24 protein-coding genes, 1 other RNA gene and 3 pseudogenes are annotated in these 21,167 nt (G+C 43.4%); 18 read left to right on the top strand and 10 right to left on the bottom strand.

Annotated features, from left to right (window positions below):
* Positions 1 to 191: 191 nt before the first annotated feature.
* The 5 genes from A7456_RS02800 to A7456_RS02780 all read left to right on the top strand — a co-directional run bounded on the left by A7456_RS02800 (position 192) and on the right by A7456_RS02780 (position 4,876).
* Entirely contained in the window at positions 192 to 2,138 is a 1,947-nt protein-coding gene (locus A7456_RS02800) for an OmpA family protein (protein ID WP_067007343.1), read from the top strand.
* A gap of 384 nt (positions 2,139 to 2,522) precedes the next feature.
* The gene (locus A7456_RS02795; protein WP_066888140.1) at positions 2,523 to 3,320 is read left to right on the top strand and encodes a substrate-binding periplasmic protein; all 798 of its coding nucleotides are present in this window, start codon (positions 2,523 to 2,525) and stop codon (positions 3,318 to 3,320) included.
* 75 nt (positions 3,321 to 3,395) lie between these two features.
* Positions 3,396 to 3,753, top strand: a transfer-messenger RNA (tmRNA) gene (ssrA, locus tag A7456_RS02790).
* Between the two features lie 116 nt (positions 3,754 to 3,869).
* Positions 3,870 to 4,331, top strand: coding sequence for a hypothetical protein (locus A7456_RS11690; RefSeq protein ID WP_082995407.1), 462 nt, complete (start codon positions 3,870 to 3,872; stop codon positions 4,329 to 4,331).
* Between the two features lie 131 nt (positions 4,332 to 4,462).
* Positions 4,463 to 4,876: a hypothetical protein gene (locus A7456_RS02780; protein WP_067007340.1), complete on the top strand. Its 414-nt coding sequence runs from the start codon at positions 4,463 to 4,465 to the stop codon at positions 4,874 to 4,876.
* Here A7456_RS02780 and A7456_RS11330 read toward each other — a convergent pair.
* Positions 4,873 to 5,037 (bottom strand): hypothetical protein, encoded by a 165-nt coding sequence (locus A7456_RS11330; protein ID WP_158512464.1) that lies wholly within the window; start codon positions 5,035 to 5,037, stop codon positions 4,873 to 4,875. The genes A7456_RS02780 and A7456_RS11330 overlap by 4 nt on opposite strands.
* A gap of 77 nt (positions 5,038 to 5,114) precedes the next feature.
* Between A7456_RS11330 and A7456_RS02775 the strand changes: the two genes are divergently transcribed.
* Entirely contained in the window at positions 5,115 to 6,851 is a 1,737-nt protein-coding gene (locus A7456_RS02775; RefSeq protein WP_227713245.1) for a terminase large subunit, read from the top strand.
* A gap of 84 nt (positions 6,852 to 6,935) precedes the next feature.
* On the opposite strand, the gene A7456_RS02770 is transcribed toward A7456_RS02775, so the two are convergent.
* Together A7456_RS02770 and A7456_RS10855 are read right to left on the bottom strand one after the other, a co-directional pair.
* The gene (locus A7456_RS02770; protein WP_067007336.1) at positions 6,936 to 7,340 is read right to left on the bottom strand and encodes a type II toxin-antitoxin system HicB family antitoxin; all 405 of its coding nucleotides are present in this window, start codon (positions 7,338 to 7,340) and stop codon (positions 6,936 to 6,938) included.
* A gap of 33 nt (positions 7,341 to 7,373) precedes the next feature.
* Positions 7,374 to 7,566, bottom strand: a pseudogene (locus A7456_RS10855) (type II toxin-antitoxin system HicA family toxin).
* A gap of 293 nt (positions 7,567 to 7,859) precedes the next feature.
* On the opposite strand from A7456_RS10855, the pseudogene A7456_RS02765 reads away from it, so the two are divergent.
* The 6 genes and pseudogenes from A7456_RS02765 to A7456_RS02740 form a co-directional block, all read left to right on the top strand.
* Positions 7,860 to 8,015 (top strand): annotated as a pseudogene (locus A7456_RS02765) (helix-turn-helix domain-containing protein); the annotation flags it as partial.
* Between the two features lie 452 nt (positions 8,016 to 8,467).
* Complete coding sequence (locus tag A7456_RS02760; protein WP_067007331.1) at positions 8,468 to 8,860, top strand: hypothetical protein; 393 nt, start codon at positions 8,468 to 8,470, stop codon at positions 8,858 to 8,860.
* Positions 8,861 to 8,913: 53 nt separating this feature from the next.
* Positions 8,914 to 9,621 (top strand): phage minor tail protein L, encoded by a 708-nt coding sequence (locus A7456_RS02755; protein WP_067007329.1) that lies wholly within the window; start codon positions 8,914 to 8,916, stop codon positions 9,619 to 9,621.
* 9 nt (positions 9,622 to 9,630) lie between these two features.
* Positions 9,631 to 10,185 carry a hypothetical protein gene (locus A7456_RS02750; protein ID WP_067007326.1) on the top strand — a complete coding sequence of 185 codons (555 nt, stop codon included), beginning with the start codon at positions 9,631 to 9,633 and terminating at the stop codon, positions 10,183 to 10,185.
* Positions 10,133 to 10,561 (top strand): hypothetical protein, encoded by a 429-nt coding sequence (locus A7456_RS02745; protein ID WP_067007324.1) that lies wholly within the window; start codon positions 10,133 to 10,135, stop codon positions 10,559 to 10,561. Before A7456_RS02750 ends, A7456_RS02745 begins: the two co-directional genes overlap by 53 nt.
* Positions 10,558 to 11,346, top strand: coding sequence for a C40 family peptidase (locus A7456_RS02740; protein WP_067007321.1), 789 nt, complete (start codon positions 10,558 to 10,560; stop codon positions 11,344 to 11,346). The genes A7456_RS02745 and A7456_RS02740 overlap by 4 nt, the downstream gene beginning before the upstream one ends.
* On the opposite strand, the gene A7456_RS02735 is transcribed toward A7456_RS02740, so the two are convergent.
* Positions 11,318 to 11,623 (bottom strand): HigA family addiction module antitoxin, encoded by a 306-nt coding sequence (locus tag A7456_RS02735; protein WP_067007318.1) that lies wholly within the window; start codon positions 11,621 to 11,623, stop codon positions 11,318 to 11,320. The genes A7456_RS02740 and A7456_RS02735 overlap by 29 nt on opposite strands.
* Before the next feature lie 9 nt (positions 11,624 to 11,632).
* Complete coding sequence (locus A7456_RS02730) at positions 11,633 to 11,911, bottom strand: type II toxin-antitoxin system RelE/ParE family toxin (protein WP_067007315.1); 279 nt, start codon at positions 11,909 to 11,911, stop codon at positions 11,633 to 11,635.
* Between the two features lie 74 nt (positions 11,912 to 11,985).
* Between A7456_RS02730 and A7456_RS02725 the strand changes: the two genes are divergently transcribed.
* Positions 11,986 to 12,570, top strand: a complete 585-nt coding sequence (locus tag A7456_RS02725; RefSeq protein ID WP_067007313.1) for a tail assembly protein — start codon at positions 11,986 to 11,988, stop codon at positions 12,568 to 12,570.
* Here the strand turns inward: A7456_RS02725 and A7456_RS02720 are convergent.
* Both A7456_RS02720 and A7456_RS02715 read right to left on the bottom strand, forming a co-directional pair.
* Positions 12,567 to 12,842 carry a BrnA antitoxin family protein gene (locus tag A7456_RS02720; RefSeq protein ID WP_067007310.1) on the bottom strand — a complete coding sequence of 92 codons (276 nt, stop codon included), beginning with the start codon at positions 12,840 to 12,842 and terminating at the stop codon, positions 12,567 to 12,569. The genes A7456_RS02725 and A7456_RS02720 overlap by 4 nt on opposite strands.
* Before the next feature lie 4 nt (positions 12,843 to 12,846).
* On the bottom strand, positions 12,847 to 13,119 hold the full coding sequence (locus A7456_RS02715) for a BrnT family toxin (protein WP_067007307.1): 273 nt from the start codon (positions 13,117 to 13,119) through the stop codon (positions 12,847 to 12,849).
* Positions 13,120 to 13,205: 86 nt separating this feature from the next.
* Here A7456_RS02715 and gpJ point away from each other — a divergent pair.
* Positions 13,206 to 13,765: pseudogene (gene gpJ, locus A7456_RS02710) on the top strand (TipJ family phage tail tip protein).
* A gap of 108 nt (positions 13,766 to 13,873) precedes the next feature.
* Here gpJ and glnE read toward each other — a convergent pair.
* The gene (glnE, locus tag A7456_RS02705) at positions 13,874 to 16,840 is read right to left on the bottom strand and encodes a bifunctional [glutamate--ammonia ligase]-adenylyl-L-tyrosine phosphorylase/[glutamate--ammonia-ligase] adenylyltransferase (RefSeq protein WP_067007301.1); all 2,967 of its coding nucleotides are present in this window, start codon (positions 16,838 to 16,840) and stop codon (positions 13,874 to 13,876) included.
* A gap of 106 nt (positions 16,841 to 16,946) precedes the next feature.
* Between glnE and tusD the strand changes: the two genes are divergently transcribed.
* The 4 genes from tusD (at position 16,947) to A7456_RS02685 (ending at position 18,354) form a co-directional block, all read left to right on the top strand.
* A complete protein-coding gene (gene tusD, locus A7456_RS02700) occupies positions 16,947 to 17,330 on the top strand; it encodes a sulfurtransferase complex subunit TusD (protein ID WP_067007298.1) in 384 nt (127 codons plus the stop codon).
* 2 nt (positions 17,331 to 17,332) lie between these two features.
* Complete coding sequence (locus A7456_RS02695; RefSeq protein WP_067007295.1) at positions 17,333 to 17,653, top strand: hypothetical protein; 321 nt, start codon at positions 17,333 to 17,335, stop codon at positions 17,651 to 17,653.
* A gap of 21 nt (positions 17,654 to 17,674) precedes the next feature.
* Positions 17,675 to 18,016, top strand: coding sequence for a TusE/DsrC/DsvC family sulfur relay protein (locus A7456_RS02690; protein ID WP_066888678.1), 342 nt, complete (start codon positions 17,675 to 17,677; stop codon positions 18,014 to 18,016).
* Positions 18,017 to 18,213: 197 nt separating this feature from the next.
* Entirely contained in the window at positions 18,214 to 18,354 is a 141-nt protein-coding gene (locus A7456_RS02685) for an entericidin A/B family lipoprotein (protein ID WP_062498678.1), read from the top strand.
* Between the two features lie 83 nt (positions 18,355 to 18,437).
* Here A7456_RS02685 and A7456_RS02680 read toward each other — a convergent pair whose 3' ends face one another.
* Complete coding sequence (locus A7456_RS02680) at positions 18,438 to 20,984, bottom strand: heavy metal translocating P-type ATPase (protein ID WP_067007292.1); 2,547 nt, start codon at positions 20,982 to 20,984, stop codon at positions 18,438 to 18,440.
* Between the two features lie 28 nt (positions 20,985 to 21,012).
* Positions 21,013 to 21,135: a hypothetical protein gene (locus tag A7456_RS11860; protein WP_265091064.1), complete on the bottom strand. Its 123-nt coding sequence runs from the start codon at positions 21,133 to 21,135 to the stop codon at positions 21,013 to 21,015.
* Positions 21,136 to 21,167: the final 32 nt, after the last annotated feature.

Genomic DNA, 21,167 nt, shown 5'->3' with positions numbered 1-21,167 from the left:
CATTTGCCATTTGCCATTTGCCAAAATAATCATCGCATCACCACACACACACCACGTCAAGTCTTTGCATCTTAAATGACAAAACAGCATAAAAACAAGATAAAAGGCAAGGTGATGACAATCATAACGCAGATTTTTGGTGATATTTACGGTATAATAAAAGGTTAGTATAAAAATTGATAAGGCGAACGATGGACATTGTACAATATTTACATGGGTTGGTATCAAGCTCCATGGGCATCTCAAACCAAGACACAAGTGCAGATTTGTTAAAACAGTATTATGCCCTAAGTGCGGCACGCTTGATTGAACTTGATGACAATTTTGACAGCACCCACGTTAAAAATCATAACCTGGTCGCCTTATGGGGCATACAAGCAGAACCTTTGGCAAAGCGTTTGGCACGCAGTTTTCACATGGATGAACAAACCACAATGACACTGCTTAGAGCCATTACCCCACCGATGATGGTAGAGGTGGCAAATTTGGCAGGAGGTGATGGGCTGATTGTTTTTTTGGCACAGAATTTTGAATCAAGTCGCACGCATTTGCCTGCATGGTCATCCCAGTTCATCCAAAGTTCATTAACTCAAAAGATTGAACAATTAAACACACAAATGCCAACCGCTGATGGGGCATCTGGTAATTTTGACAGCCCCGCTCATCCTGCCAATGACAATGGCTCTAATACGCCCCCAAGCGATGACCAACAAGACCATCATCTCAATCATGATGACATCAATCAAAATAACGTTCATCACAGTATTTATAACAGTATTTATAATAATACAAATAACGACACAACTGCTAATATAAATAACAACCTTATCAATCATAAACCCATCAAACCTAAAATAGCACGCTCAAATCCTTTGTTAATCATACTGGGAGTAACTCTCATCACTTTGACTGTTGGGGGTGTGGCGTGGCATCTACTAAAAAACAAATCAAAGACAGTCGTCATCGATGACCCCAATATCGCCACGCACATCGCCACACCTACCGTCAAATCCCTAAACTCACCTCGTCTGTCGCTGACATCAGGTGAAAATGGCACGCTGTACGCCTGTCAAGCTGAGATAGGTAATGCCCAGCTCAAAGAGCAGTTGCTTAATGTGTTACAAAACAACTTTGGACAAATTGGCTGTATCATGGATATTGATGATAATTTTGGCACATCAATGACAGGATTAGAGCGTTTAGAGAGCATCATGGCGATGATTAAGTCTGAACCATTCACCAGCATTGAGATTGTTGGCAATCACATCTATGTCAATACACCAAAGATGGACATCTTACCCAGAATCATCAATGACATCGCCCTACTCGCACCACAATTTGAAGTATCGCCTGCCCCTGCTTTGGACAGAAAAAGTGCTATCAGTCAAAGTTTTGAGCGTGCCACTGCTGCCCTAAATAATTTAGATGACCCCCCTGACAGTTATGATTTATCACGTTCGGCAAATCTTGGCATTATTGACTTTAATGGCAGAGATGAGTTACCTACCAACAGTCATGAGATGCTATCATTGCTGGCAGAAAAAATCAAAACCAACTCCCACATCAAGCTTATCATCGTAACCCACACCAGTGGCAAAGATGGCACTGACCGCATGGCAAATCTGAACCTATCGCAAAGACAAGCAGAAGCGGTCAAAGACTTTTTGGTGGGGCAAGGGGTAAATGATGAGCAGCTGACCCCCAAGGGCGTAGGTGACAGCTTTCCTGTGTCGGACAACGTAACCGAGTTGGGACGCTTTAAAAATGAACGAACAGAGTTTTTGGTATATGATGAGACAACTTTATCTGCACTCAATGTAGACATCGCTCAGCTGTTACCAGAGTCAAACGCCATCATGATGCCCCCCACCACATACATGCCTGACCAAAATATGCCCATACAAGGCATGCCTGATGGCAATTATTTGCCCCAACCTGTGCAAAATGCACAGCCAGTCATTATAGGTAACCACCCCACCCAGTATCAAGCCCCTACCCCATCAGATCATATCGGCACCAACATGCCTCTGACGCCATCGCCAGACACCATACCCAACTTACCTGATGACTTTTTTAGACTCAGTGATTCCACGATTGGTTCTGAACAAGAGCCGGGCATACAAAGAGAGTTGCGTTAAGCATCAAAAACTCAAAATAACAAAACCTGTGTTCAATCACAGGTTTTTTATTCATCAAAATGTAATATTTTTAAATAAAATTTACAATATAGCAATACAAATGAAATAAAATATGCTTGTTATTAATGCCACAAAATACCGTAAATTTATCATTTATAAGATTTTATGAAAATTTAGGGCTGACATTTTCGTATAAAAATATAAAATTAAATTAATTACAAATACTTATAAAAATCCACAATATCATTAATGAGTTTTTCTGATATTAATCATTTGCCAAAACTAATATCATTTTGTATAATACTGTTAATATTGAGTATGATTATTGTTAATAAACATTATTAAGATAAGTTTAAACAAACACAAAAATCGTTAGGAGCGATGATGAAACATACTGTATTTTTTAACCAAGGTGTTATGATTGGTATCATTTGTATCATTGGACTTTTATCAGCCTGTGGTAAAAAACAATCCACCACACAAAATACCGACGATACCAATATTAGCACCAAAACCATCCAAGTGGCAGTCAACAGTAACATGCCGCCTTTTGCTTATATTGATGACAAGGGCAACCCCATCGGTTTTGATGTGGAAGTCATCACCCATATCGCCCAAAAAAATGGATACACGGTCAAATTTAATATTTTACCATGGCAAGATATGTTCAAATCAGTAGAGCAAAACATAAGCGACCTTGCCATCTCATCCATCTCTTACACCACCGAACGTGAAGGCAAATATCTACTTAGCAATCCGTATGTATATATGCCTGCGGGGGTTTTGTCTTTAAATGACACAACCATCAACTCAATGTCAGATCTAAAACCCATGCGTTTGGGCGTTCAAGATGGGGCGATTTTTGTGGATGTCGCCAAAGAACATGGAATTGAACATGTGATAACCAAAGAAAAGATGTTTTTGAGCTTTCAAGACTTAATCAATGGCAAAGTGGATGCCATCATGAGCGACAAACAAATCGTCCAGCATTTTGCCAAAAGCTATCCCCAATATAAAACCAATCTTTTAGAGTATGGTAATGTCAATGATAAAGGTTCGTATGCCGTCGCAATAGCACCTAAGAATAAAACTCAGATCATTAACATGTTCAACCAAGGTCTTAGCGATATGAGAGCAACAGGTGAACTGACAAAACTTGAAGAAAAATGGTTTGAAAAATGACACTAGTGGCCAAACTTAACATAATATGATTAAATGCTTGATTTGATGAGCGGTTTTTGTTATAATTTGACCATTGGGGATGTTCTGGCTTCGACGCTGGTAATGAAACCTAATGATGCACGTCAAGAGCGTATGTCTCTTGTAAATCAACGTACATTTAAAATAGTCGCAAACGACGAAACTTACGCACTAGTAGCCTAAGGGCTACTTGGGTCGGCACAGATTGCCTTTGGTCTGGTTGCTCACCCAGATGCGAACGCACAAAGGATAGCATCTGTTAGCGTTGCGATGACAGGTGCGAACTCTTAGCAAATCGTCCTATCCACCCTGACTGTCGGGTCGGTGCGGATTAAAGCCAAAGACAGACTCTAAACGTGTAGAGTCATGGGCGTAGTGCTGGCGGACGCGGGTTCAACTCCCGCCATCTCCACCATTTACAAAAATCAAAGAAAATAAAACTTAGTTAAAAACCCTTGAAAACATTAGCTTTCAAGGGTTTTTTGTTGTCTTGTTGTATCTTGTAATGCCATGTTGTATTACATAAAATCAATGAACATCAAATGTTTTTACACACACAATCACACACAATCACACACAGCCACACACGAGATACACACGAGATACACACCAAATACTCACCGACAACAAGATAACAACAAGATAAAAGGGCTAAAACCCACCGAAAAATGCTACTCACCCTCAGCAGGTAACGGCTTATCCATTGATGTCAGGTCGCAACCAACCAACACAGTGCCAGACGCACCAAATACCCCAAAATACGAAACACCATTGGAGTTTTTGACGGCGGTGTTTAATAACGCTGATGGTCTGTATACGCCAAAAGAACGCATTAACGCCGCCATCGCTTTATTGCCCTACACCGAGCATAAACTGGCTCAAACAGGCAAAAAAGAAGATGCACTAGATAATGCCAAAAATAAAAGTGAAAATGGGCGATTTGCCACACTGTCAAATCAGGCGGACATGTTTGGCAGTGAGCTTTTGCAATGATTTAATCAAAAATTGTGCCAAAACAGATGATACGTCAAGTCAAACGGCTTGGCGTTTTTTGTTGCCGTTAATCTTAGGATTGGCGGTTTTTAAACTTTGCGACTTAAAGTCGCTTAATATGGAGACTTGATATGTCTGATTTAAGTAAAGAGCAGGTAAAAGAAGCCTATGCAAAAGCCATTGAAGTTTTGTTTGGTGGCGTTGTTCAAGCAAGTCCGAATGAAATTACTGAGCAAGTTATTCAAGATGTGGACAAGATGATTAACGAGATTGCCAATTGCTCACAAAATATTGCCAAGATTGGTATTGATATCATCTACAAAGCAACCATTGGGCGTGTTGTAGATGCTGCAACTGGCTATTTTGATAATATCTTGATTGATACACTACTTGATGAAGCAACTAGCGACATTCAGGATAAAATTGAAGAGCTGTTTAGTGCTTGGATAATGGCTTTGATGGGCAATCGTCGTTTTGTAGCGTGTTTATATCAAGCTCGCTGCAACTGGCGTTCCAAAATTCAAATTGAGCTAATAGGGCTTTAATCTGCGATAATTTGAGCAAAGTTTGCCAGTTTTAGACCCAGACAGATGATAAGAAGTAACGCATAAATAAGCGGATTTTTGTCATCTACTGGGTTGTGGTAAAAATAATATGCCAAGCCCAAACAAATAATAGGAACTATCCAGGTGGTAAAAAATGCCATTTCTTTTCCCAAATTAACTAAAAGCAAAACCTTAAAAAGTCAAGTATTTTAAGATAATTTTAACGCATTTTTAAATCGTGAAAAATAATTTTATTGAACAACCGCCCATCTGGACAACCGCCCTGCCTGATTGGCAAGAGCGTATCGTCAAGGGCGAGTCCCTTATCCCATGTAAACCACTGTTTACCACGATGAGCGACATTGCTTTGCGTGTGTTTAAAGAGCTGGCACTGGTTGATGTCATCGGTTGCCCAAAGATTGGGGCGGTGAGTAAAGCGTGGGTGTTTGACTTTGTGGCCATCATTTTTGGGGCGTATGACCCCACGGACAAAAAACGCTTGATTAAAGAGTTTTTTCTTTTAATCAGTAAAAAAAACTCAAAATCTACCCTAGCTGCTGGTATCATGCTGACCGCCCTTATTCTCAATGAGCGTCAGTCGTGCGAACTGGTCATTGTCGCCCCCACAAAGGAAGTCGCCAATAACTCATTTTCGCCCATGCAAGACATGATACGAGTAGATAGCGAATTATCTGCTCTTTTTAATGTCTCAGCCCACACCAAAACCATCACCCACCGATTCACAGGGGCAAGTTTAAAGGTTATCGCCGCTGAGTCCAACAGTTTGGCAGGGGTCAAGGGGGCGTATGTGCTTGTGGATGAGCTGTGGGTGTTTGGTAAGCGAGCAGGGGCGGCCGCCATGCTCCAAGAAGCCATCGGCGGTCTGGCATCTCGCCCTGAGGGCTTTGTCATCTATTTATCTACCATGAGTGATGAAGCACCTGCTGGGATTTTTAAAGAAAAGCTGGATTATGCTCGCTCGGTGCGAGATGGGCAGATTGATGATTTGCGATTTTTGCCTGTGATTTATGAATTTCCGCAGGCTTATATTGACAGTGGCGATTATGTCAAGCCTGAAAATTGGTACATCACCAACCCCAATTTGGGGGCAAGTGTGGACGTGGACTATCTGACCGACACGCTAAAACACGCCAAAGAGTCGCATGATAAAAACACCTTGCAAACCGCCCTTGCCAAGCATTTAAATGTAGAAATTGGCATCTCACTTAGAGCCAACCGCTGGGCAGGAGCGGAGTTTTGGGAGCAAGCAGGACGACAATTTACGCTTGACGAACTCATTGAAAAATCGGAAGTGATTACAATGGGCGGTGATGGCGGTGGTCTTGATGACCTTTTGGGCTGTGCGGTCGTTGGACGCTTGCCAACCCCAAAATACATCTACACAGACGATAACAATGTCCGCCATGAAGTCAAACAGTGGTGGGTGTGGGTGCGTGCGTGGTGTCATCCGATTGCCTTAGAGCGACGAAAACAGGACGAGCCACGCTATCGTGATTTTGAAACCGATGGCGACCTTGTTATCGTGCAAAATGTGGGCGATGATGTGGCAGAATTTGCTGACATTGCCAAAAAAGTCTATGACAGTGGCAAACTGGATAAAATCGGTCTTGACCCTGCTGGGGCGGACGATATTGTCATCGCCCTTGAAAGCATTGGCATACCCAAAGACACGCACATTACAGGCGTGTCGCAAGGTTGGAAATTGGGCGGTTATCAAAAAGTGTGCGAGCGTAAGATTGCCAGTGGTGATTTGACGCACGCAAATCAGCCCCTAATGGCGTGGTGCGTAGGTAATGCACGGGTCAAGCTGTCAGGCTCTGGGGTAAGTATGAGTAAGTCTGAGAGTGGTAACGGTAAGATTGACCCTGTGATTGCCATGCTAAACGCCGTGGCACTTATGAGCCAAAACCCACCGCCGCCAAAGTCGGCTGATGATGTGGGGGTTTATTTTTAACCAAAGCAAGCAAAAGAACCAAAAGGCGATAGGCAGGCTGTTACAAGAAACCCAAAGGCAGGTTTATTAAAAACTCTCATAAGACTAAGCCAAATCCGCCATCGCCAATTGTGCCAGATAGTTTGAACGGCTTTTGTATAGCGATTTATGAGCCGAGACTTTTTCGTCAATTTTGGCAATCAGATGGTTAGGTAAGGTAATGTTGATTTTGTGGCTTTTTACATCATATTTTGATAAGTCCACATCTACCCATGCCCACATCATGCCATCAAATTGGCTGTTTTGGGTGTGTGCATCAAAATTGGTGGGCAGTGGGATTTCTTCGCCGTCTTCTACCAAGCCACTAAAATACACATGAAGACATTCTAACGCCATTTTGTGTATGTCTTGCAAGTCATCGCACGCACTGGCAAGATTTGGCACATCAGGAAAAAAGATGCCGTGGGCGGTTTTATCATCGCCTTTTAAGATTGCAATGGGGTATAACATCATCGTCTCCTAGTTATCAAGGTGTTGCAAGGGCTAATTGCTTAGCCCTGCTTGTCTCATAATGCTGTCAATGGTGAGTTGTGGCAAATCTTTTTTTTGGGTGGGGAACAGTGACACGACCTTTTTTGGTGGGGTGTTTAAATTGCTGATGACTACCGCCATTTGATTTGACACGATACCAACCGTCAGCTTTTATGAGTTTAATGACTTCTCTACTGCTTACCACCCATCACCTTGCTGTGTTATTGATATGTATGTTATACTTCTAGGGTTATAATTGTCAAGTGGTTTTTAAGGTATTTTTTATTATCCAAATAAAAACCAGCCAGATTGTGTCTAGTTGGGTTTTTTGATGGTTTGGATTTCGGTTGGGATTTGGGTGAGTTTTTCGCTAAGTTCATCGTCGGAGAGTTTCTTGATTAAATTCAACCAAGAAGCGCAACGTTTAAATATATAGAGAAAAAGAGTAAGATGTGCAGTGTTGTACTTGTTACCTCAACTTTCACATATCAGAAACGTTTGCAAAAATATACACATCTTACTCTTGAACAAAGATACCAAATTTCATCTGATTTGAAAAGCAATATTTCTATTAGTGAAATTGCTAGACGACTGGGCTGTCATAAATCCATCATCAGCCGTGAAATTAAACGCAATACAGGCGTGGGCAATTTTGCAAAAACTTATCATTCATGAGAGCATGGCACTAGGGCGTGCCTGCCCTTTATAACACTATTTACAATATAGAATATTTTAGAAATAAACTAATCGTTTTTGCATGAAAAATGGCTAAATCTTGTTTTTTATCGTCAAAAGCTCGTTTGATAGAACGACCATCAAACTTCGCTTTTTCCTTGAAAAACGTGCGATTCCCCTGCTTTTTTAAACAGGCATTTTTCATTGCAAATACAAAAGGCAGGCACGTCCTAATGAGAATACCAATGAACTCATACAGCAATTTTTACCTAAGTCTGCCAGATTAGATGTGATTGACGATGAATAAATACAGCAGGTCTAAGATTATTTGAACAATAGACCAAGAAAAGTGCTGGGTTTTAGAACACCTCTTGATATAAAATCTGATTTTTGGTGCGTTGCAGTTGGTGGTTGAATCTGTCAGTTAAAAAATGAGTGAACCAACTCTAACCGAAGTATCACGCACCGAGGCACAGGTATTACAGAGCTTTATCGCACAGGTGGACTTTTGGAAAAACCAACATGGCGATAAAGCCAGTACCATTGAGATTACCTACTATCCTGATGATGATGGCTTTGAAGTTAGTAACAATGAAGCTAACAACGGTGTGCTAAAACGCAATCGCACCACGGTGTTTCGTGCTGACCTGTTGGCATGGGCATCTAACCAGTTACGCCAACTACAAGGCTATGACAACAGCCAAACAGTAACCGAGTTTAGCTTGTCTTATAAAAATGACCGCTATGGGGTGCGTGCTGCCCTTGCCAGTGAAGCTAAAACCACAGACAAGGCAGATGATGCAAAAGCACCAAATGAAGCATAACACAATCAAAGATAAGGAAAGTAAATTTCCTTATCTTTTTATTTGGAGCTAATATGCCATTAAACAGCGACTTTCAAAAACCCACAGTAGATGGGCTAATTACGCTCTTTGAGCTTGACGCAAGTAAACTGGGTGCGGGTATTTTACGCTTTCACGGACACAATCACGACAAAAACGATGGCGTGATTACTTTTCGTGGCAAAGCGTACAACCCCCAAGCCCTAAATGTTACAGGGCTTGAAATGCGTTCAGATGGCAGAGCAAGCACACCGACCCTAACCCTTGCTAATAACATTGCAGGGGTACAAGGGGCGGTATCTGCCTACTGTTTACAGTTTAACGACTTTGCAGGGGCAAAACTTACCGTCATTACCACCCTTGCCAAATACCTTGACCCCATCAATTTTGACGGTAGTAACCCCACCGCTTCTGATGAATGTAAAGAGCAAATTTGGTTTGTGGAACAAAAAACATCAGAAAATGCCCAACAGGTAACCTTTGAGCTTGCCAATCCTATTGACCTTGAAGGTCAAAAAATCCCTGTCAGAGAGATTACCAATTACTGCCACTGGGCGGTTGTGGGTAAGTATCGTGGCGAAGAATGTGGTTATACAGGGGCGGCCATGTTTGATGAACACGACAAGCCGACCGACAACCCCATTTTGGATAAATGCGGTGGGCGTATGAAATCGTGCGTGTGCCGATTTGGCAGAAATAAACCTTTGCCCTTTGGTGGTTGCCCAGCCGCTGGTTTGATTTAGGGGGAGCGTATGAATGACCATTACCCACAGCTAAAAGGTAAGACTTTTAAGACATGGCAAGAGCTTTGGCAGGCGATGACCGATAGAGATTTTGATGAAGTTTATGGCTTGTATCGTGAATGCGAACGCAAAAGAGCGTTAGGGCATTACCGAAACAGAAAATTAAAGCAAGCCAAAAATCTTATCGGTATTCTTTTATACCGCCAAAAACTTCATCAAGTCAAACAGCCGTTAATCTTGACCAAACGACGCTACGCCGAGCCATTGACCAATCCTAAAAATATTGATGAGATTTGGCAGAATTTGACTGATGAAAATTATGATGAGATATACCGCTTACATTGTCAGTACGCCAAACAACAGCACAATAAAGACACAAAGCGAGCATGTGGCTTAATTTGGAAATTCAGGCAACATTGCAAATTGGCAGGATTTGATTATCCCAAAAAGTGCGTTACCAAAGGATTTAGACAATCTAAACATCACCCTTGGCAAAAAATGATTGAAAGCGATGTACAATTTTATCAAAACACTCACAGACAGCAAAGACAAAACCGAGCTTAAAACCAAAGAATTTGCAGAGGTAACAACACCGCTTTGGCTGGTTCAAAAACAGCTGGATTTAATCCCACCTGATGAGCGGTTAAACCTTAATTCTAAGGTGTTAGACCCTTGCACAGGCGATGGGCGGTATTTGATGATGTATTTGATGAACCGCTTGACTGTGATTAAATGCCCAAATGATTTGTATCAGGCGATAAGCACATTACACGGCATAGAATTACAGGCGGTGAATGTTGCTAGGGCAAGGCACAATTTATACTTATGCACCAAATTCATCGCCCAATCAAAAGGTCTAGCGGTGGATTTTGACAAGGTTAAAAAGATTTTGGCTAAGAATATTCATCAAGGCAGTTTTATCAAAAAGGACAAAAAATGATACTCACCGAACAAACCAAAAGCTTTATCCTCAACCACGCCTTTGACTGCTACCCTGCCGAGTACTGTGGGCTTATCATAGATGAGGACTATTACCCCTGTGATAATGTTGCTATAAATCCTACCGAGCATTTTGAGATAGACCCCAAAGATTTTGCCCGTGCTGAAAGTATGGGGCAGATACAAGCCATCGTCCATAGCCACCCTGACGGCGGTGTGTTACCGTCTGATTTGGATAAATTACAAATTGAGCTACATGGCTTGCCGTGGGTCATCGTGGCGGTGTCCAAGCAAGATTATGGCGATGAGCCTGCCTTTGGCGTATATGAACCGTGTGGGTACAAACCGCCACTTTTGGGGCGTGCTTATATCCACGGTGTGCAGGATTGTTATAGCTTGGTGCGTGATTATTACAGCCGTGAACTTGATATTGAGTTGCCAGACTTTGAGCGTACCGATACTTGGTGGGAGCATGAGAACCATGAGCCGTTATACGAGAAAAACTTTGCCAAAGCAGGCTTTATGACTGTGGATAAGTCTGTGGGTAATTTACAAAAGCACGATGTCATCTTGTGCCGTGTTGGGCGTACCCATCATGTTAATCATGCCTTGATTTGGCTTGGCGATGATGGAGCGTTAAAAAGCGAAACCACGCCACCTGTCATCGGTAACACCCTAATCCTACACCACCCCTACGGACGGCAGTCCGTGCGTGAGATTTATGGCAAGGGGTGGGCAGATAGGACGGCGATGGTGGTTAGGTATAACAAACTTCATAAGGGCTGATATGCTCCAAGCTGTCGCCAAGCTCGTTTTCGGCAAGGCGTAACTCATAAGTGCTTTGTAAGTTTAGCCATGTTTGGGCATCACCCCCAAAATAGCGAGCCAGACGTAAGGCGGTATCAGCCGTAATGCCACGGCGTTCAAGGACAATGTCATTAATGCGTGCAGGGGTAACGCCCAGAGCTTTTGCTAGGGCATTGGCAGACATGCCTAATGGCTTTAAATAGTCTTCACGCAAAATTTCCCCTGCGTGTACAGGTCTCATGCCATTTTTAAACATATCGGCTCCTTAATGATAATCCACAATCTCAACATCATAAACGCCGTCTTCGCTCCATACAAAGCAAATGCGAAATTGGTCGTTAATGCGTATGCTGTACTGACCTTCACGGTCGCCCACGAGTTTCTCTAAGCGGTTGGCTGGTGGTGAACGTAAGGCATCTAGTGTTACAGCATTATCAAGATAGGTTAGTTTGCGAGTTGCGACCGATAAAAAGTTGCCAAATACACGGCTCTCCCCTGTTTCAAATAGGGTCTTAGTATCTTTACATTTAAAACTTTTTATCATGATAACAACCTGTTGTTTTAAGAGTTTTATTATATACCGATAAACGATAAATTTCAACCATTTTAAGGCAAAACATGAAAACCATCATTTTACACGGCATACTTGCCAAAAAATTCGGTAAATCCTTTCGTCTGTCAGTGGGCAGTACCAAAGAAGCCATGCGTGCGTTATGCGTACAGTTGGCAGGCTTTGAAGCGTTTATGATGAACGCTCATAGGCAGGGGTTACGCTTTGCTGTGTTTCATGATAAGCACAATGTGGGCGAAAATGAGCTTGACATGAACCACACCGCCAAGATTATCCGTGTCGTGCCAGTTGTAGAAGGCTCAAAAAAAGCAGGTGTGCTTGAAACCATCATCGGAGCGGTCATGGTGGTCGCTGGTATCGTGGTTACAGGCATGACCTTTGGGGGTGCTGGTGCGGTCGGTGCAGGATTGATAGGAGCAGGCATTGGCCTCATGGTAGGTGGTATCGCCCAAATGCTCATGCCAAAGGTGGACACCCAAGATAACAACCAAGACGGCAACAAAGCCAACAAGGGCTTTGGCGGTGCGATAACCACAATCGCCCAAGGCAATCCTGTACCAATTTTATACGGCGAGCGAGAGATTGGCGGTTTTATCATGTCAGCCAGTCAGTTGCCAGAAGACATGCTCTAATGCGTGGCGATGTATTCACGCAGGGCATCGTTCATGGCAGTTTGCCAGCCCTTACCCTTTGATTTAAAGTACTCCACAATATCGCTATCAAAGCGAATGCTCACCGCTTGCTTGGGATTATCGCTGATCGGTCTGCCAATTTTGCTTTTTAGCTCAGCATAATTTTGGCTGACGATGGCACGCTCCCAATTAAAATCATCATCACTCTTTGCTACCGCATCAGGGGCATTGGCAAGAAGTAGGTTTGGGTTTGGTAGGTTTGATTTTGTCATGGCATTATCCGTAAATGGCTTTGATGAATTTAGCGGTTTCTTGTTTGTCCGTGGGGCGAATAGAAATGATGTGGGGTTTTTCACGGTCAGTCCATACCATAAATACCACACGATTGCCCAAAATACCATAACTTTGCAATCGCTCTTCGCCATAATATACACGTCCGTCCACTTGGGTTATCATGGGATTATCAAAAATTACTTGTGAACCGATAAAATCAATGCCGTGCTTTTCAATATTGGCAAGGCGTTTGTTTTCGTCATAACTAATTGGCATGGGGGGTTGACATGGAGTCGCTCATCTGTTCTTAATTATTGTATATACAAAAATTTAAATCGTCAATGATTTTTTAAGGTAAAATTATGAATGTTCATGGCTCAAAAAAAGGCAGCAGCAAACAAAGACAACCCATCATTGCAAGAGACTCTGCTCAATCCAAAACTTACATCAATATTCTATATGGTCTGTGTGAGGGGCAAATTGCAGGGCTTGCAGATGGGGGCAAATCCATCCGCTTGGATGACACGCCACTCATAGGCGACAACGGAGAGAATAACTTTGAAGGGGTCGAGTGGCATTTTCGTGCTGGCACAAATGACCAAATTCCCATCAGCGGTTTTGCCATGGTAGAAAACGAGATGGCGGTAGGTGTTGAGTTACGCTCTGATAAGCCCTTTGTGCGTACCATTAATAACCGTGAACTCTCAGCGGTGCGTGTGCGTCTTAACTTTAACGCCCTAAAACAGCACCATGAAAAGGCGACATTACAGGATATGCCATCAGCTATGCCATTGACATACAAACCGATGGCGGTGCATTCAAACAAGTGTTAAGCGATACTGTGCGTGGTAAGTCATCGCAGGGCTATAAAAATCGCACCGCATTCACCTGCCAAACAAAGGGGCAGGCGAAAAAGCGGTAGAGCTGGGGAGTTGGGGATTTTGCTATGATGACAGGTTTAAATTTTCATCATCTCCACCATTTTTACCATACAAATCAAAGGCTTAAATCATATTTTAATTTAAGTCTTTTATTCGCCAATAACCTCACCCCAAACACCGCACACAAATGCCCGAATCTGCTGCCAACTGTCATCATCAACCACAGCCTGCTTTTCGGACAACGCCAACTCATGTGTGGTCTTTCTAAGTGCCAAATATGCTTGCGTGAGTCTATCACACCAGTCATCAGACCACAGTCCTGCCTTTGCCACCTCTTCAAAAATACGCACATTATCCGACCAAATGGCAAGATTGGGATGGGCATGGGCATGGGTCAGCACCATAAATTGAGCCAAAAACTCAATGTCAATCAGCCCGCCAAAATCCTGCTTGATGTGAAATGGTTGAACTACGCCATGTTTATTCGCCTGATTGGATTTACTACCCAAATGCTCTTTCATCTTCTGACGCATGGAGATGACATTTTGGCGTATCTGCTTAGCATCTCGGTTGGTGGTCAGTATCTGATGACGGGTATGATCAAAAGCATCTAACACGGTCTTATCGCCTGCAATGCCCCTTGCACGTACCAGTGCTTGGTGTTCCCATGCCCATGCCTTATCACGTTGATAACCATCAAAACCCTGCACCGAGACAACCATCACGCCTGCATTACCAGATGGTCTAAGTCGCATGTCCAACTCATAGGCACGTCCATCACGGGTCTGTGTGGTCAGATAAGTGATGACTTTTTGGACAAGGCGAGATGCAAACTTCATACCACTGATGGGTCTGACATTCTTACCAACTGTATCAGCGGCCTCACTGATATCATGTAAAAATACCACATCCAAATCCGAGGCATACGACATCTCAATCCCACCCAATTTGCCATAACCAATAACAGCAAAACCACAGGCCATCTCATCTGTTATCATACCATTGGCACGTAACGGATGACCATATTTGGCAACCAGTTCATCATAAGCCCTACTAAGAGCTGATGATAACACAACTTCGGCGATAAAGGTTAGGCTGTCCGACACCTTCATGATATGACGCAAGCCCAAAATATCAGCAGTTGCCACAGCCAATACTTGCGACTTTTTAAAGGTACGAATGGCACTTAGATACTGTTCATCATCAAAGGGCAATACCCGAAGTAGCTGTTGTCTTAGTATGTCAGTCAGTTCCATCTTATCAGGTAAATGCAAATAACGCTGTTGCAAAAAGTCATCAAGGAGCATAGGATGCAAGGCAATCTCTCGTGCTATCCATGGGCTGGCTGAAAGCATGGGAATTAGCCCCATGGTTGCATTCGGATTCTCCGCCATCATCACCAAATAAATGGAACGACGACAAATGGACTCCAAAAGTGTGATAAGGCGTGGTACAGCATCATCGGCACGCTCTGCCCCATCACTTTTGGCATGATGACACAGTGCATGAATCAAAATAGGATACGCTTCATCAAGACGAGCTTTGGCATCGGGTTTTAAACCGCCAACCAGTTTAGACCGCCAAAACTCATCTAACAAAGCCAAGCTGTCAGCACTAAGCAGTTGCTGCAATGTGCACGCCATCTGTGCCATCTCGCCCAACGACTGCGTAGGGCGTTGACGGTCGGTAACCATGCGGTCAAATGGGGTGCTGACATGTTGTCTGTGACTGTCCAGTACTGTCAAAAATTCTGATACACCATCAAAGCCAAGCACTTGTGCAATCGCCACAAGTTCATCACCCATTGGCAGTCTTTGGGTCTGTTCATCATGACGGGCTTGAATGGCGTGTTCTAATCGCCGTAAAAAACGATAAGCATCCATGAGTTTGGTGCATTCATCATCATCTAAATAATTAAGCTCACCGAGCATAGATAACACATCCAGACAAGATGACAACTTACCCAACGCCACATGATGACCGCCATAGATGAGCAAGAATGCCTGTGCAATAAACTCAATATCACGAATGCCCCCCACACCCAGCTTGACATTATCGGCATCTTGACGTTGGGCTTGTTGTGCCATGATGAGTGTTTTCATCTCACGCAGTGCCAAGAAGGCGGTATAATCAATATAATAACGATATACAAAATTATTTATCACCGCCAAAAGCTCATTGGCAAAGGGTGTAGATACCGTATTTACCACTCTTGCCTTTAACCATGCAAAACGCTCCCACGTCCGCCCATGTTGATTAAAATACTTTTGTAGTGCTGATAAACTCATGATGAGTGGACTGCCATCACCCCACGGACGCAGTCGCATGTCCACACGAAACACAAAACCATGCTCACTGTGGTCGTTGAGTAGGCGAATAATCATTCGTCCCAGTGTGGTCATAAACTTCTGATTTTCCACGCTTTTTTTGCCCTGCTCGCTGACATCTGTATCGCCTGCCCCCATATGCACAAAAATTAGGTCAATATCACTGGATAAATTGAGCTCTTTTGCTCCCAATTTACCCATGGCGATGACGGCAAATTCATCGGGCATGGTTTTGATATTTTTGGTGTTTTTGGTGTTTTTGCTATTTGTATCTGTCTGTGTCAGGTATACACCGCTGGTCATAGGTATGCCATAACGTTTTGTTGTCTCATGCCATGCATAGTTTTTAGCAAAGCACACACACGCATCAGCAAAGCTGGATAATTCCGTGGTCAAATGCTCTAAGCTTATAACCCCCAACGCATCTTGCCATATCCATTTAACCATCAGCATGGTACGAAGTTCTCGCATCGCTTGCATGACCGCTGATTCATCAGCCCCATAATATGACCGGTCGACATCTTGTATGTCATCTGTTATCTGTGCTGTATCACGCTTTTTATCATCTTGTTTTGCATCATCATAACCCACACCACTCATACCTGCACACATTACCACAAACTCTCTGATTAACCCATCAAATACGGCACGATCAAGAGATTTGTCAAAACCAAATCTGCCCAAAAACGCACCTATCTGTGATGGCTGTTTTTGATAAATACCAAAGGCAAAAGGGCTGGCAAGGGCAAGCGTGGCAAGTTCGTCATCATTGGGGCAAAAATCAAGCATGGCAATTCACCAAATTGATGGATTAAATATTGTTACTTATTTTACACCAAATTTGAAAAATTAGGCTAAATTAGGCTATAATACCCAAAAATAACCCATCAGCATCATGACACACACTCTACTGCTCGTCACCAAAAGCCCCCACGACCGTCAAGGCAAAGAAGCCCTAACGACTGCCACAACACTGCTAGATAACGGTGAGCGTGTCTTAGTGTTCTTCTATGGTGATGGGGCGTACACCGCCAATCGCTTGATGTGGCAAAGTGCTGATGTGCCCAATATTAGCCATCTGTGGGTTGCTCTTGCTAAAAGATATGGGCTTGATTTGCCTGTTTGTGTCAGCACCGCCTTAGCACGAGGCATTACCGATGCGGATAATGCTCACCGCCACAGCTTAGATGGTGAGAATGTCCTACCCCCTTTTCGCTTGGTTGGACTCTCTCATTTGGCACTATATATTGATGATGACACAAAGCTTATACAGTTTTAACCATGAATATCCTAATCAAACTTACCAGCGATAATGAACTCATCGCCTATGAAGCACTTGCCCTTGCCTTTGTGCTGGCAGCCTTTGACCATAATGTCAGATTGTTTTTTGATACACCTGCTCATGTGTTGCTTGACGATCCTAATAGCCGTGTGTATGGCATGGTACAGTCGCTTGATTTGTATGACATAGATAAGGCATGGCATGACTTCAACGACACACAAATGACCGCATTTGATGATAATATTAGGCGTGCCTTGTCTGATGAACGATGTGTATTTGATGACAAACGTGCGTTATTTGACAGTGTGCTTGAATTTTAATCAAAAACCAATATCATAATCATGACAAATACCAATCCCCTACCACCTACCAAACTCACTTTGGATGCTGATGGACATTTGGGCGATCACACGCTTTGGACGCCTGCCATCGCCCAACATCTTGCTGATACCTTAAACATAGAGCTAACAGACATCCATTATCGCATATTAATACAGGTGCGGGCGTTTTTTGACCAATACCATCACAGTCCCACCACTCGCCCACTCATCAAATATTTATCCACAAGCTTAGCCGATGATGAGATTGACAACGCCAAACTACAACGGCTTTTTAATACAGGTCTGGTTGCACGCCACATCAACAGACTGGCAGGACTGCCAAAACCACCTAATTGTTTATAAATACTTAGGGCATGAGCAACATTTATAAAATCTTTATAGACCTCCAAAGATGGGCATACCCTAATGATTACACCCTAATGATTATGCTAAGTTACATTTTATTACAGTAAAATAATAAAAAATTAGGTAAGATAGATTTTGTGAGTTTTTCTCACTCATTTTATGACATTTTAACTGATTTTAACTGGGAGATATTTATGAAAAAGCTACTTGTAGTTGCTTTGGCAGGCATGTTCGTTCTAACAGGTTGCAACACCATCAAAGGTTTTGGCAAAGATGTTTCAAAAACTGGTGAAGCTGTTACTGGCAGTGCCCAAAAAGTTCAAAACAAAATCTAACCGATGCCCATCAAACAAGCCTAATCTTGATGTAGATTGGGCTTTTTTATGTGGGCTTTTTTATGTTTGAAGTCTTTTCATGTTTAAGCTCGCTTTAACCGCATGGCATTTGCCACAACAAACAAGCTGGATAAACTCATGCCAATGGCAGCAAGCCAAGGCGGTACATAACCCATGCCTGCTGGCACAAGAATGAGCGTGTTATACACCAATGCCCATCGCAGATTTTGGCGAATGATTTGGTGAGTTTTTATTGACAGATTGATGGCATGATTGATGATGGATAATCTGCCATCAAGCAGTACACCATCTGCTGATACCTGAGCCAAATCGCTCGCTCCTGCCATCGCTACCGAAACATTAGATGCACCAAGCACAGGCGCATCATTAATGCCATCTCCTACCATAAGAACAGTATGCCCATCTTTTTGTAACTCTTTGATATGATTGACTTTATCAGTTGGTGACAGACCATGATAAGCACAATCTATACCAAGCATTTGGGCAACTGTCAACGCATAATCGTTGGGGTCGCCTGTCAGCATAAGCGGGGTAATGCCTTGTTTTTTTAGGTTATCTATCGTCTCTTTGGCATCTGTACGTATCACATCATTAAAATAAAAACGTGCCACCATCTCCCAGCATTCACCCACCAAAACGGACAGTCCCACCGACATATTCGCCCCAAAGGTATGCAGTTTCTCTGGTATTATATGACCGTCACCGCCATTTAGGACAAAACCATCATGCCCAATACGATAGCACAGATTTTCCACAAAACCCTCCACACCTCCTGCTGTATGGTGTCTGATGTTTTGTACTTTTGGTAAGTGCAGACCGTGAGCGGATGTTAAAATCGCTCGTGCCACAGGGTGTTTTGAGCCAATTTCTAGACTTGCCGCCACTTTTAGCCAATGTGCTTTATCATACATGGTAAAATCCACATGCAATAGGTTGGCTTGCCCTACCGTGAGTGTACCTGTTTTATCAAATGCCACATGACTTACCTTGGAGAGACTTTGGATGACATGACCTCGGGTCGCCAAAAATCCCACACTTGCCAGACGATTGGTTGCCACTGTCAGGGCAATGGGAGTGGCAAGACCCAACGCACACGGACACGTTGCCACCAGTACCGCCACTGTCGCCCATAAGGCTTGGGTTTTATCCACAAACAGCCAAATCACAAAAACCAATACCGACAGCACAAGCACCCGAGCAACAAACCACCGTGCCATACGGTCAGCATCTTGGGCGATTTGTGGTTTTTCACTCATCGCACGGTTCATCAAGCGGTCTATGAGTGCCATTTGGCTGTTATCTGCCTGTGCTGTTACAAGCATCACAAAAGGCTGTGCGTCATTTTGTGAACCACCTGCCAACATATCTCCTTGCTTTTTGACCATCAAATCACTCTCACCTGTCAAAAGACTCTGCGAGAGTGTGGCGGTGTTTGATAACAGCACCCCATCACAGGCGATTTGTTGCCCTGCTTCTATCCAGATGACATCACCCACATTTAGGGTTTGGGCAAGCACTTTATTGTCATCTGCCACATCATCGCCTACATGAATATTTTGCCAATGGTTTATCAATTCATCATCTGGCACACCATCGGAAAACTGCATGACAAGTTCATGACAAGACCCAAGCCGTCTGATAAGCACAGGCTCAATCACAACCAAATCATTTGCCATGTTGGACGCTTTTAGGCGTGCATTTTGTTCAATGTAGCGACCTGAGAGCAAAAAGAAAACGAACATACAGACCGAGTCAAAATAGGTCTCACCAGATTGGGTCAGTGTGGCATATACACTTGCCCCAAAGGTTGCAATAAGGGCAACAGAGATAGGCACATCCATATTGACCTGCCTGGCTTTGATGGCATTAAAAGCAGAACGAAAAAATGGCACGCCTGCATAAAAAATCACCGGCATGGTAACAAACAATGCCACTGCACGTAAAAAATGACGATGTTCGTCCGCCATACCCGAATAATCGCCAAAATACAGTCCGATAGAAAACATCATCGCCTGCATTGCCCCCACCGCTGCCACACCCAGACGGATAAGCATTTGCTTGTTTTGACGTTTTATCATCGCCTCGTGTGTGTCCTGCCGATAAGGGCGAGCGTCATAGCCAACCGAATGCACCGCCCCCAAAATGTCGCCAATACTGCAACGGCTCTCATCCCAGTTTACACGCATACGCTGTTCGGTGAGATTAACCTGACAGGCACGTACCCCATCCATACCACGTAAGCGGGTCTCTATAAGCCATGTACACGCTGTGCAACGCAAATTTGTTACCGACAGCTCTGCTGTGCTAGCACCATCTTCATGATAGACAAATTGGGCTTTGATATCGTCATGATTATAAGCATCAAAATTGGCAAGTGGTAGCGGTGCGGTTGGACTTATCTCACGGCGGTCAAGATAATACTGCGACAATCCAAGCTCAACAATGCTCTCGGAGGCAAGTTGACAACCCAAACAACACATGGGGTGTGACTGATTAAAAATCACAGTAAAAAACGGTTCACTGGGCAACTTCTCGCCACAATGAAAACAATGCCCATCAGGGGGCAGTACTAGACTTGTGTCAATGGGGTCTTGATGGGTCTCGGTCATGACTGTTAGGCTTGGCAAATTTGGGCTATTATAACATGGCTTGGATAGAATGACGGCGGTGGTGTGATAGGTTCATTGCTTTTAACCCCAAACCCAAATGGCAGGCAATGCTGTAATTGATACCAACAACAAGGCATAAAGACGATGGCATCAGCTCCCAAGATAAATGTGGAGCTTTAAGCC

The organism is Moraxella nonliquefaciens, from assembly GCF_001679005.1.
In the GTDB taxonomy this organism is placed as follows: domain Bacteria; phylum Pseudomonadota; class Gammaproteobacteria; order Pseudomonadales; family Moraxellaceae; genus Moraxella; species Moraxella nonliquefaciens.
This window is presented reverse-complemented; position numbering and strand designations above follow the sequence as displayed.